This window comes from Pedobacter indicus, from assembly GCF_003449035.1.
In the GTDB taxonomy this organism is placed as follows: Bacteria; Bacteroidota; Bacteroidia; order Sphingobacteriales; family Sphingobacteriaceae; genus Albibacterium; species Albibacterium indicum.
The window spans coordinates 1-13,011 of the sequence record NZ_QRGB01000001.1 but is presented as its reverse complement, the minus strand read 5'-3'; the positions used below and the strand labels follow the sequence as shown (position 1 = coordinate 13,011).

The window sequence follows — 13,011 nt, the reverse complement described above, 5'->3', positions numbered from 1 at the left end:
TTCCGATATGTATTTGTCAATAAAACGCATATCTCCGACTTATGTCCGGTCACGGTAAGCGTTCATGATGGAGATTATTTCAATCTGATCAAATCCCGTTTCACGTAGCACGCAACAAATTAGTATTACTTTCAAGCTTTGTGTAAGTTCAAATAACTCAATTCCGTCAGCAACATGTACGTTCGGCTTTTTGTTGAAAAAATGCGAATAGTAATGCCGGGAGTTAACTACAATAGCCAAATCAAGAGACATGTTTTTAATGAGCTGAACATAATTAAACTCATTACGCAAATATTCTAACTGTTCAACCAATGTTATGCGTTTACCTTTCTTAGGTATGTTAGGTCTGAACCTTGTTGCATAACCTTCCAATGCTTGCACAACAATAAGAAAATCTCCCGTATTGAATATGTTCTTTTCTTTAATGCTTTCGATTAAATGTTTCAGGATCGGAGCCATCTGGGCATCGAAGCTGAACCATTTCCGAATTACACTATCAAAAGAATTTTCAATCAAGTTGTGCGTAAACAAAAAGTCTTTGTTAGATGTATTTGCCTCTACCTGATCGTGTTGATTAAAATATAGGTATATCGGATGGAAAATCTTTTCTCCATTGTTCAATTCTTGAAATTCGTTCGGTGAGCAGAACTGGATGGTTTGATACCCAATTGTGTTCAGTGTACCAAGTGTAAGAAATGATTTGAATTTAGATGTCTGCTTTAATAATGTCCAAAATGATTCCGTGTTTTTTGAAATAATATTCAATAAATAAGATTGCGCAATAATAAGTTGTTCTTCATGTGATGTTCCGGGCGGAGAGCAGGCATACTCTAATTTAAGATCAAAACCATTACTTAGCTGAACTGAAATTTCATTGCTATCGTCGCGATCAAATTTTAGATCAAAACCATGCATCCTATCATTCTTAAACGGAATAGAATAATTGACACAATAATGATTTACCCATTTTGTCAAATAGGACAATTTTACCGTTATTTTGTTGAAAATCTCGTCAGTCCAATCGCTCAAATGAATACCTTGAAAACAGTACTGAACAGTGTACTTCTGCATGGGAAAGGAACAACTGAAATTCAGCGATCCGTATGTGTTGCAGTTCAGAAGTGTTATATGTTTAGCATCTGAGCTTTCACCCCAAATGACCTCTTTGCATTTATCATCTCCATTTGCCAAAGCCGCCATGTAAGCGTGTGGGTCATGGAAAGAGCCAATCAGTTCGAGCACTATTTTTTTATTTGGAAAGTAATAAAGCGTTCCCGCCACCCTATTATCAGGTTTAGACGGCAAAAACCAATACTCTTTTATTTCAATTTTATCAACCATAATTATTACTTAGCTTCCTGATGAGTTCTTTAAGTAGCGTATATTCTGAAAACAGATTTAACTCGTTGCATTTTTAATAAAATTAACATCAGCATCGCTAAATGCCCCCCATTCTCCAAATGCGCGATTTTGTCGTGAATATTTACCAGACAATACATATGAATTATACTCTTTCTCTAAAAAAGCCACGATTTCGTCTAACGATTGAGTCCCGCCAAATACATTATCAATGAGGGTTATCGCTGGTATATCGTTGTGACTACTTTTGAAATAAGGTTCAATTACATCAGCTCTTGATTGAAGTCCGAAAATATAAGCTTCAATCGTACTGCAATATTTTAAGCTAACGCAATAATCGGGCTGTATGTCATTGGTAACAGATCGGAACAATTCTTTAATTGAGTTTTCATTCGGTTTTGCCCCTTCAGTTATTATGCTTTTTGCGCCGATCAAAAAAGGAATACTTAGACCAGAGTTATCCTGGATGCAAACCCAATTATCTAACAATCGATACCAATACGGAATAGGAAGTTCTGTTGAGGCCATATTTAAAACACTTGTCTGTTCAATATATAAATTTCTATATTGATTAGAGAATTATGGAATTATTAGAGTTTGTCTGGAAAGTAAAAAAATCTTTAATGCGTGAAGAAATCAGAAGCTGCTACATAGGCTTCAATGATTTTCCAGCGGGGGCTTGCATGGATAGTTCAATATTGCTAGGCATATTATTGAACAAAAATGGATATGGGATATTTGACCTTGTATCCGGATGGTCGAATACGGAACATTTTTATACACATGCCTGGCTTGAAGACAGAGAACATCTAATTGACATAACCGCTGACCAATTTAGCATCTGCCGTTCGCAATTACCTGTACTCATTTTAAATGATAAACCAAGTTTTTACAACTCATTTGACATCCATTTTAAAGAGGCGGTATTGAAATATACGAGCATCCCCGATTTAGGCTTTTTTAGAGCATTAAGCCTGGTTGAAAACGAACTTTTGAATAAGCCTATTTAAACATTTTTGATCCCAATCAACTGATTTACCGGAAAATATCATCCAGTTTCCAAAGTAAATCCAACGCTTCCGGCCACCCAGACTTTACATAAATGTTCAGCAAACTCATAATCTCTGCAAAAGCATCGGGCTCCAACAACATAGCCTTATGATCTGCAAGTAATCTCTCGGTGAACTTTACTACCTCCCCTATTGCAGAATGGTCAAACGTATAATTTGTTCCCGCTGCCATCTTTGTAACTTCTGTGGTCGATGCCAAAGCAAACTGAGCATCAAAGCGTAAAGCCTCACTCATTATTTCAATAAAATAATGTGCGCTGTGGCCCTGCATGTGTCCGCCACCCAACTTTCTGGATATATTAAGAATTTTTTTCAGTAGTGGTTTTGAGAAAAAGTAAAATCGTTCCTGATCTTCACGCGATATTTTAAGACCCTGTTGCGGAACACGACCACCTACCTGCATTGAAAAAGGGAACAAGGCCGCAGGTACAAGGCTTAGGAACGCTTTACAGCAAAGCAAGGCATTGGCACAGGACATCAGAAATGAGGTAACCGCCAAGAAGAATGCGGGGAAATAACAGTATGTGTTAATTTAAGTGGTCGTACAAATTAAGTGGTCGTACAAAAAGCCCTTATCATATGTGTGGTAAGGGCTTTTTTTATTATGATATAATAATCATCGGCAAATAAATTGAGGTTATATTTCCACTTTTTGCACAAATCTTCCATTGCCCTCAATTTTAGTAAATTTTAATCCTTCTGTTGCTTCTTCAAAATCCTTTATAGAGTTTTGAAACGAAGCGAATACGATGCTTTGAGCATCTTCATTAATACTAAGTTCTTTTAAGAACGCATGAAAATCTATTGTAGAGGCAGATTGTTGCTGTGGTTCGTCAAAAATTAATAATTTTGGATGGTTGCCTCCCAATCGCTTAGATGTTTCAAAAAGTGCTAGATAATAAGCCCACATACATCTTATGTGATCACTTCCAGAGCTGTCAAATCTTATGTCATAGCTTTTCGGCTTTTCATTTGGCAATCTAACTTCAATAACTGGCAAGTACTTATCTGTCGAAATTTTTATAGCATTTTTATCTTTACTCTGATAGTTAAAGTCTTTAAGTAATTTCAAGAATGTATCCTGTAATAGCTGGATTTTTTCTCGGTCTAAGACAGAAAAGAAATCACCTGACAGATCTGCCTCTCTTTGTTTTAATTTTTCCCACTCTTTGGATAGCAATAATAATCTATTTTTTAGTGACTCTATTTTTTCCAGAAGTTCAACATAAAAGTTGACCAGACGTTTCGTATTAATCTTTCTTTCTATTAGTTCCTCAGAGGGCAGCCTTTCATCAGATACTAAGTCTCTTTTAATATTTCTTATTTCTTGACGTATTTCGTTCAATCTGTTATTATACGCAGCTAAAACATTATCTTTTTCTTGAATCTTGGTGCGTTGGCTGTTTATAAAAGCCTCAAGCATTTTGAGTTGGGATGATAAAAAGTTGATATTATCAGAAATTTGCATTGGGACTTGATCGACGCCCTCTGGCAATAGGGAATCATTTATACCCTGCCCACAGGTAGGGCACAAGTTGTTAGCGACTTGTGCATGTACATCACCACCAAGTTTAAGCATCTTCTCGGCAGATTTATTTTTATCCAAATCTTCTTGTACAGATTTTCTTTGCTGGATATATTGTCTAAACTTTTCTTTTTCGTGTAAAAGTTCGTCCGATAATTGGTGATATCTAAAGCCAATCTTTAGTAAGTTGTCGTTTAAAAGATTTAAACGAGTTTGATTTTTTTCCAAATTTTCGCCAACAGTAACCTCTGTTTGTTGATTTAATTGATCAAATTCGTCTGTTAATTCTTCTATTAACTCGGGAACCAAAAAGTATTTGTCGTTTCTAAATACTCTAAAATAGATTTCATTAATATTATTGATAATCACAGGAAAAGCTTCCAATCCAGCAACCTCAGCATTTCCTTTCTCGGCCAAATTCTGAAAATCATCAAACAAGATAGTCCATTTTTCCTGTATTAAGCGCTTATTAATGTTTAAGCTAATTCTGGATTGCTCATTCTGAAATACATCCAAGTTTAACAGAAATTCAATAACTCTCTCTTCCGCATTCTTAACCCCATACCAAGGAATTGTAGCAAAGAAAGATGACCAACCAGATTTCTGTTCAATGATGAAAGCAGGAGCGATAAGAGGCATATATAATTTGGTACTGTTACCGTTGGTATCTATAACATCTGGTAAATTCCAATTCAAAAATTCCTCAAGAAATGCGTGAAAACCATAAACTTCATCTGATGCAGCACCTTTATCATGGACATACATCTGCCTTAGTTCATAGGTATCTTCATTTTTAGTTATTTGTGGTCCAAATGTGACGTCGATTAACTGTGGCTTTCGTTTTTCGTTGACAACACTTCGTTTTACAGTAATGGTTTGTTGCCCATTAAATACCTCTAGCGAAATTGCGGATTGTATAACTTCAAAACTGCTTTCCCCATCAATCACGACATCTTTAAGCACTGACTGCATAGTTTTATCATTCTTCAAACCTATCAGCTCCTCGAATCCTAAAGCATATAAGATGGATTGAAAGACTGTGCTTTTTCCACTTGTATTATTTGCCCTAATGATATTTAAACCACTTTCAAAAGGGATAGTCACACCGTACAATCCATTTGTAGTATTTATTTCTAGCCTTAAAGCATTTAAATGAAGCATATTATATTTTATAAAAATTTACTAGAAAGATCCTTAATCCTTTGTTCCGATATTCCGTTTTTGCCTATTTTTTCAAGAAATACTTTCTCATCCTTAAACAGCTCCTTGTCCTTTTTCATTAGTTTGTAAAGTGCTATACCATTGTCCGTTAAGGAGTATCCGCCATCATTGAGGCTAACAAAACCTTCTGCAACAGCATAAATCAATGCTCTGTTTACAGTAGGCTCTACTCCCCAAATATGAAAGTCGCTTTTAAAATCGTTATTTATCCATTGTTGCACCTGCAATAAATTCCTTTGGCTTTTGATAGCCCAACATAAAAAATGTAACTTCATCAAAGAGGCTTTGTTGGAACGGCAGGCTAAAAATAAAACCAAAATTACATGACCAATTTTGTATAGAGGCCTGTAGTCTGCAGGGATAGCAATATTACGTTTGGTAAAGCTTAGGTGTCTAATAAAACTTGTCGCCATTATTCAAAGTCTAACGGGCAACGCAATAGCCAATCTGCAATTGCACCATTTGTCAAATTATCAATTGTCATTTCATTTAGATAGCTAAAATTGGCAGTTAATTTTTCTTTAACTAGCTTCCTTAATGATTTATACAATTGATTGTTGTCGTCTGCCGGAAACATGCAAAGTTCCTCTACCTCTTTTTCAATTTGAGATAATAGAATTAAGAACTTTTCATAATCGTCTGGATGTAGCTGTTGCCATCTTGATAAGATGGTATTCTGATCTAAAAAACTTTCTATAGTAGCATCAGTCAGCTTATTTACCTTTTGATCTACTCCAGCAGCCCCTTGAACAAACCTTTTCGAATGTTTCCTGATCGCATTTGCGACTAGATCAATTTCTTGGTCTTTCCATTTAATAATACTACCATCCTCAAGTTTCTTTTTGTCAATAAACAGCTTTTGACCTTCGGCATTTAAAGCCACCGGAATTTCTTTAGCAAAATTATCTATGTCATGAATAATGACTTTAAAATCCGGATCGATAAAAGGAAGGTTTAGATTTTTTATTTCTTCAGTTTTAGTGTTACAATGAAGCACCAAATCATTCATCCTGCTCTCAGGAGTAACAAAAATCCACTCTTTAATCAAGACACCATTAAGGAATTTTCCAAGTTTTTTCTTGTAGAGATTTAACTTGTTTAAATCAGTCGTAATTTTATCCCGCTGCTTTTCATACAAATCTTTCGAGGAAAGATTGTTGTCAGGGCAGTAACATTGAAAAACTTTGCCCTGTTTAGTAAATCCTTCAATACCACAGTCACCTGATGATGCTGGTATAGATTGGTAGTGTTCAGACTCATATTTGAGCCTAAAGCAAATCTGCATTATTGCTTCCCAGGAGTCGCCATCATAACGTCCGTATTTAGTATTATACACGTTAAATATTTAGTAAATATGAAAGTCGTTAATAAAATATAGCATATAAGAATAATACAAAAAAATGAAATATAAAAATAGTATTTGCTATTTATAGTAGTATGACGGCATTTGAGCCGTTTTCTCTTCGATTGTATTTAGATAAAACAAATCTCTATTTTTTTCTTCCAAACCAGGAACGGCAACAGTTTTGGAAATATCCGGTATTCTGCCATGTAAAAAATCATTACGTGATCTTAGAACTTCCATATCTCTTTCCAGCAATGTAATTCCCAATTCTTTAAATGGTGCTTTTAGACGTTCACCGTTGGTAACTTGATTGATTTGTTCTATTCTTACTTTTAATACGGCTAAATCATCATCGGGTAGGCAGTCAAATTCATCAAGAACTTTTAGTAACTGTTTTCGTAGCAGTTTGGCTTTTGGTTTATCCTTGATTGGCGCCAGTTTAAGTTTGTCATCTCCTATAATTAGGTCAGACAATGTTTCTAGAACGATAGCATAACCACCTGGCATAAATAACAGTGAAGCGACACTTGATTCCAGTAATAGTATAATTGCAGCAGTAAGGTCCAAAGATTGATATAACTTATTCGTCAGGTTGGACAATTCTTCAAAGCTAACAGTCCGTAACATTCTTTTTTCATAAAGCCGTTCAGCAACGGTACTTTTATCATGTAACAAGCTGTAAGGATTTGTATGTATTGGACTATAACCGCTCTTGATGGTGCTACGAAATGAACAATAATAATAATCGTTGATTTCTTTCATTTCTTTTTTCCTGTAGGCAAAGAAATATCCACCATCGCCAGCTAGATAACCGGTTAGATAGCCCAGAGCATTCTTCAAGGCAAACGCTTTATCACTGAACGTCTCATAATTCATTTTTACTTCGCATTCTATAGCAAAATAATGCTGATCACGACCTTCATTGGTAAAAGTGTAGGCAATAAATTCATCTCCATCTATCATCGCCTTTGTAGCAGAGCGTGACCATTCCAATAGATCGCTTGTGTAAGCAATTTCATCAACTTGATAGTGAAAATCCAATTTGTATTTAAGCGGAATAACCAACCGATAATAATAATCTCTTTTTTTGGAATAACCCTTAGTATAAAAAAAGTCAACATCACCTCTGATACTGGGCGGACTGTATTGCAACAACCAGACATATTCAAAATACCAGTTCTGTATCCGATGTCTTAAACAGAATTTTTTTGTGTTTTTGCCCGACATCCAGCCTTTTGCCCGACCGATAAGTATTTTCAAACTCTACCTTAAAAGCTTTCTTGTGGGGACTTAGCTCAGCTTTGATATTATTTAAAGGCGATCCAATTTTTTGCATTGTGCCTTTAGCTTCTTCAGACCATTGCCGTATGGTTTTCAGCACGTCAACGTGATATAGGATTTTTGAACGTCTCTCCATATTCAAATATAGCTTTTTGAAATTGAGCGGGATAGCCGCTTCGCTCGTTCCTCACTTCAGCCGCTTTCCCGCATATTCACTTTTGGCTCGGTCTTGTTTGCTGCGCAGGAATGACAATTGACAATAAACAAAGTGAACATAGATCTGACTAGAACTGAAACCCGTTTGCTGCTCATTTTCGCGTTGTCTCCTAATGAGACTATAGAAAGAAGCCGGCTACAAAAAGAGATATGGGAAGATAAAGGTGTTATTGTCGGGCGCAGCCTGGATATATTCATATCAAAACTTAGAAAAAAGCTGGAATTTGATCCGAGCGTCCAAATCGTCGTTGTGCGTGGCAAAGGATATAAACTTCAAATTGGCACTTAGGTAGAATATTACCCAGATACCATATCAGTAAACACGGATAGGGTCATGTCGTTTGTAGGTAGTATCATATGACAGTCTCATTACACGTTTTCATCCCGATAGTGCTATGTTTGTGATAGCATAATTTAGGTTTATAATTGGTTAGCAAAGATCCCCATTCTCCCCGTTTGGGGATCTTTCATTTTATACTTTCTGCCATGGATAGAATCCATTGCTATCAGTTCATCGCGATGATTATTCAATAAACCCCAATCCTTTCAATATCTGTTTTGTGATTTCGATACGGCATGCTTGGAAATTTTTACTCTTGTCATTTTGGTTTTTAACTATTCGTGTTGCAAAAAAGTAAATATTTTTATTCCGCTCCACATATCCAACCCACCAACCGATGTCTTTTCCATTCCGTTTTCCCCATCCGGTTTTGGAATAGATGGTATAATCATCAGTTTTTTCAGTGACCATTACCCTCTTTAGAATTGCTAAATTCCGCTTTGAAAACGGCAGGTTACTTTCATAGGCATTGATAAGAAAGTTAACCTGATTTTTAGGGGAAATTAGCAACGGACCAAAGTTCCAGAAGTCAGCTTCATCAGACACTTCTTTATTACCGTAATCACAAGCTCGAAGGTATTCTAGATATCTTTCTTTCCCCACTTTTTTTGCTAATTCTATAAAGACCCAACCAGCTGAAACCTCAAAAGCTTCTTTAACGGTCATGTCCTTATATGTTGATGGACGGTATCCGTATACGGCAGTATCTATTGTTCCGACCCATTTCACCATGTCATTTTCATCTTTAATAACACCCGTTTCCAACGCAATCAGCAGATTTATAATCTTAAATGTAGAAGCAGGCACTTCTTCCAGCTCCGAATCCGTACTGTCATTTAATACCCATCGATTCTGGTTGTAGTCGAAGATTGTAATGCTGCCAGCAAATCCGCAATCGTGGAATGGCTTTTGAATATCAATTTGGCAAATGGCTATAATTGGAAGAAAGAAAATTAAAGTAAAGAGGAATATTTGCTTCATAAAGATTCAATCAATCTTCTAAATTAAGTATTTTTTCCGGTGTTCAAGTGCTAATGTTTGGTTTCAAAATGAATGCATTTTGATAAACTGATATCCTCGAATACATTATTTGCAATGTTATCCACACTTAGTTGTACTACCTCGGCTTGCGTAGTCTGTTTATGCTATGGGTCCCCACCTAAATCTCCTATTTTCCGATTGTTTAAGAGACAGTCCATACCGACGGCAAAGTCCGTATACAGAGTAGAAGGAGTGTTCAAATTGGTAATATATCTTTGAATGTAGTACATTTACCAAACTGAACAATCTGTATTTAAATGAAGGCCAATCAACTCGACCCGCGTAAAGCGTTAAATCCTGCGTATAAGAAATACAAACCACTTCGTAAGGACATAGCTGCATTCGTCAATAACTTGGAAACATGTATTGCAAGCATTAAGTTAAGCGACGAGCGGAACGAAAGCGAAGAGCACTTGAAATCTCCAATAAAGCGCTTTTTCGAAAATACGTTTTACTCAAAAAACGAAATTAATACAAAAGAGAGGATTGATCTAGCAATCTATTTGGGTAAAGACGCATCGTCAAATGTTGGTGTGGCTTTAGAGGCGAAAAGACCAAGTAATAAATCGGAATTCATTTCTCCAACTGCTCTTAATAAAAAGGCTCTACAAGAACTTTTGTTATATTATTTAAGAGAGCGAGTTGATTATAAAAATAATAACATCAAACACTTGATAGTTACTAACGGGTTTGAATGGTTCTTTTTTAAGGCAGAAGATTTCTACGATTTATTTTATAGCAATAAACGGTTAATTAAAGAGTATGGGCAATTTAGAGATAAGTTAAAGGATACTTTTAAAAATGAGTTGTTTTATAATGAGATTGCCTATAAATACATCGAAGAAGTAAAAGAAGCTCTTCCATTTGTTTATCTAGATTTCAGGTCGAAAAGCATTTCAGAACTCAATGATAAGGAAACCGCTACGATCTATAAAATATTTTCGGATGTCCATTTACTTGGAAAGAGCTTTGGCAATGATAGCAATCATCTAAACAAATCATTTTATAATGAGCTATTGCACATTATTGGGCTTGAAGAAGTAAAAGAAAATTCTAAAAGAGTTATTCAAAGGAAGGCATTAGAATCTAGGGATTATTCCTCATTACTTGAAAACACCATATTCACTTTAGAAGATCGTGGCTATTTAAATAAAGTGAAATATATTCCTAATGGAGAAGAGAAGTCATTCACCGTTGGCTTAGAATTATGTTTAACGTGGGTGAACAGAGTGCTGTTCCTGAAGCTTTTAGAATCCCAACTTCTAACCTATAACAATAACTCTTCAGACTATAAATTTCTAAATTTTAATTTTCTTGACGGGTTTGATGAGCTAAATGATCTCTTTTTCTCAGCATTAGCAAAATCTATCAATGAAAGACATCCTAAATATGCGGATAAGTTTAAAAACATCCCTTATCTAAATAGTAGCTTGTTTGAACACAGCCCTTTGGAATATCTAACATTTGATATCACGGCTTTGAAAGACGAAGAGATGGAGGTGTTTGGGACAACTATTTTAAAGGATTCCAAGGGAAACCGACTAAAAGGTAAGTTAAATACTCTAGCATATCTGTTTAAGTTTTTGGATGCTTATGACTTTTCAACTGAAGCAGGGATTGATATAGAGGAAAAACACGAAAATAAAACACTTATTAATGCATCGGTTTTAGGTCTTATCTTTGAAAAGATCAACGGTTATAAAGATGGTTCTTTTTATACACCTGGAATGATCACGATGTTTATGTGCAGAGAAACTCTTCGAGAAATCGTGGTTCATAAATTTAAGGAAAAAATCGATGATAGGATTGAAACGTTTGAAGATGCGAAAGATTACTGCAGAAAGTACTTTAAGAGAGAAAACATCCGAAAGTTTAATGATATAATAGACAGTATCAAGATCTGCGATCCCGCAGTTGGCTCAGGGCATTTTTTGGTTTCTGCTCTAAACGAAATGATTGCTATAAAGAGTGAGTTGCGAATTCTAGCTGATGAAAATGGAAATCCTCTGCCTTGTGATATCCAAATTGAAAATGACGAGTTATATATTTCTGATGCAGTAGGAGAACTGTTTGAATATCAACGCAACAATCCCCATAGCCTTAGAATTCAGAAGTCATTGTTTCATGAAAAACAAAAGATTATCGAGAATTGCTTGTTTGGTGTAGATATTAATCCAAACTCCGTAAATATTTGTCGTTTGCGGTTATGGATTGAATTATTAAAAAATGCATACTATACCGATAAAGGAGAACTGCAAACACTACCTAACATTGATATCAATATTAAGCATGGTAATTCTTTGATTAGTCGTTTCAGTTTGGATGACAGTTTGAAGTCTGCCTTTAAGAACAAAGATGTTAGCTTTACCATTGATGATTATAAACAAGCTGTAAGAGATTATAAAACAACAAATTCAAAGGATAAAAAGCATGAAGTAGAAGAAATTATTGAAACAATCAAAAATAATTTCAAGTCTACGTTAGACAGTAAAATAAAAGAGAAGGTATCCAAAGCAGTTGGGGACTATCAGAAAGAAGAGCAGCGTTTGCAAAACCTTTTATTGTTTAATGAGAAACCGAAAAAGTCCGAAAAGGACAATCTCAAAAAGTTAAAACTGAAAGCAGATAAGGCTCTTAAAGCAAAAGAAGAAATATTAAATAATGTAATTTATAAGAATGCATTTGAGTGGCGTTTTGAGTTCCCTGAAGTGTTGGATGATGATGGAAACTTCACAGGCTTCGATGCAATTATAGGAAATCCACCATATATACAACTTCAGAAAATGGGTTTGGAGAGCGATGCTCTACAAAAAGTAGGATATGAAACATTTGCTAAAACAGGGGATATCTACAGCTTGTTTTATGAGTTAGGGCATCGACTATTAAAAGACAGGGGGCTTTTAACATTTATTACTTCTAATAAATGGATGCGTGCAGCTTACGGAGAAAGCTTACGTCGGTTCTTTGTGGAAAATACTGATCCCCAAATATTGATTGATTTTGGAGGTGCACAAGTCTTTGATACTGCAACTGTCGACACTAATATATTGATGTTTGCCAGGGATAAAAATAGACAGCAAACTCGAGCTTGTGTAGTGAAAGAGAAAGTGTTAAATAATTTGAGCGATTATTTTAGACAGAATGCGAATCTGACGTACTTTAATAATTCAGATAGTTGGGTAATTCTTTCTCCTATCGAAAGGCGAATCAAAGATAAAATTGAAGCGATAGGAACACCGTTGAAAGATTGGGATATTCGTATTAATTATGGCATTAAAACAGGGCTAAATGATGCCTTTATTATTAATGGACAAAAGCGAAAAGAACTAATTGAACAGGACCCAAAAAGTGAAGAAATTATAAGACCATTATTAAGAGGGCGCGATATTAAGCGATATTCATATGAATTTGCAGATTTATATTTGATCGCTACTTTTCCATCGTTAAAAATCGATATCGAATGCTATCCTGCTGTAAAGCAACATCTTATTGATTTTGGATATGACAGATTAAAACAAACAGGCGACAAAGGAGCGAGGAAAAAAACTAATAATAGATGGTTCGAAACTCAGGATTCGATAAATTATTGGGAGGATTTTTCTAAACAAAAAAT

Annotated in this window: 10 protein-coding genes and 1 pseudogene; 4 read left to right on the top strand and 7 right to left on the bottom strand. The window is 35.3% G+C overall.

The features are described 5' to 3' along the window. Positions 1–39: 39 nt before the first annotated feature. Entirely contained in the window at positions 40–1,341 is a 1,302-nt protein-coding gene (locus D3P12_RS00065) for an ApeA N-terminal domain 1-containing protein (RefSeq protein ID WP_118193068.1), read from the bottom strand. Between the two features lie 57 nt (positions 1,342–1,398). After that, complete coding sequence (locus D3P12_RS00060; RefSeq protein WP_118193067.1) at positions 1,399–1,887, bottom strand: hypothetical protein; 489 nt, start codon at positions 1,885–1,887, stop codon at positions 1,399–1,401. 53 nt (positions 1,888–1,940) lie between these two features. On the opposite strand from D3P12_RS00060, the gene D3P12_RS00055 reads away from it, so the two are divergent. Both D3P12_RS00055 and D3P12_RS15535 read left to right on the top strand, forming a co-directional pair. After that, positions 1,941–2,369, top strand: coding sequence for a hypothetical protein (locus tag D3P12_RS00055; RefSeq protein WP_118193066.1), 429 nt, complete (start codon positions 1,941–1,943; stop codon positions 2,367–2,369). Between the two features lie 464 nt (positions 2,370–2,833). Further along, positions 2,834–2,947: pseudogene (locus tag D3P12_RS15535) on the top strand (histone H1); the annotation flags it as partial. 119 nt (positions 2,948–3,066) lie between these two features. Here the strand turns inward: D3P12_RS15535 and D3P12_RS00040 are convergent. The 4 genes from D3P12_RS00040 to D3P12_RS00025 all read right to left on the bottom strand — a co-directional run bounded on the left by D3P12_RS00040 (position 3,067) and on the right by D3P12_RS00025 (position 7,780). Then, positions 3,067–5,115 (bottom strand): ATP-binding protein, encoded by a 2,049-nt coding sequence (locus tag D3P12_RS00040; RefSeq protein ID WP_118193064.1) that lies wholly within the window; start codon positions 5,113–5,115, stop codon positions 3,067–3,069. A gap of 8 nt (positions 5,116–5,123) precedes the next feature. Further along, on the bottom strand, positions 5,124–5,588 hold the full coding sequence (locus D3P12_RS00035) for a hypothetical protein (RefSeq protein ID WP_118193063.1): 465 nt from the start codon (positions 5,586–5,588) through the stop codon (positions 5,124–5,126). After that, positions 5,588–6,511 carry a hypothetical protein gene (locus tag D3P12_RS00030; protein WP_118193062.1) on the bottom strand — a complete coding sequence of 308 codons (924 nt, stop codon included), beginning with the start codon at positions 6,509–6,511 and terminating at the stop codon, positions 5,588–5,590. Before D3P12_RS00030 ends, D3P12_RS00035 begins: the two co-directional genes overlap by 1 nt. A gap of 87 nt (positions 6,512–6,598) precedes the next feature. Then, positions 6,599–7,780: a hypothetical protein gene (locus D3P12_RS00025; protein ID WP_157970225.1), complete on the bottom strand. Its 1,182-nt coding sequence runs from the start codon at positions 7,778–7,780 to the stop codon at positions 6,599–6,601. A gap of 289 nt (positions 7,781–8,069) precedes the next feature. Here D3P12_RS00025 and D3P12_RS00015 point away from each other — a divergent pair, with 289 nt between their 5' ends. Then, a complete protein-coding gene (locus D3P12_RS00015; protein ID WP_394341510.1) occupies positions 8,070–8,306 on the top strand; it encodes a winged helix-turn-helix domain-containing protein in 237 nt (78 codons plus the stop codon). A gap of 234 nt (positions 8,307–8,540) precedes the next feature. Here D3P12_RS00015 and D3P12_RS00010 read toward each other — a convergent pair whose 3' ends face one another. Then, a complete protein-coding gene (locus tag D3P12_RS00010) occupies positions 8,541–9,338 on the bottom strand; it encodes a penicillin-binding transpeptidase domain-containing protein (RefSeq protein ID WP_118193059.1) in 798 nt (265 codons plus the stop codon). A 317-nt stretch (positions 9,339–9,655) separates the two neighbouring features. Here D3P12_RS00010 and D3P12_RS00005 point away from each other — a divergent pair. Then, a partial coding sequence (locus D3P12_RS00005) for a type IIG restriction enzyme/methyltransferase (RefSeq protein ID WP_157970224.1) occupies positions 9,656–13,011 on the top strand: 3,356 nt, incomplete at its 3' end.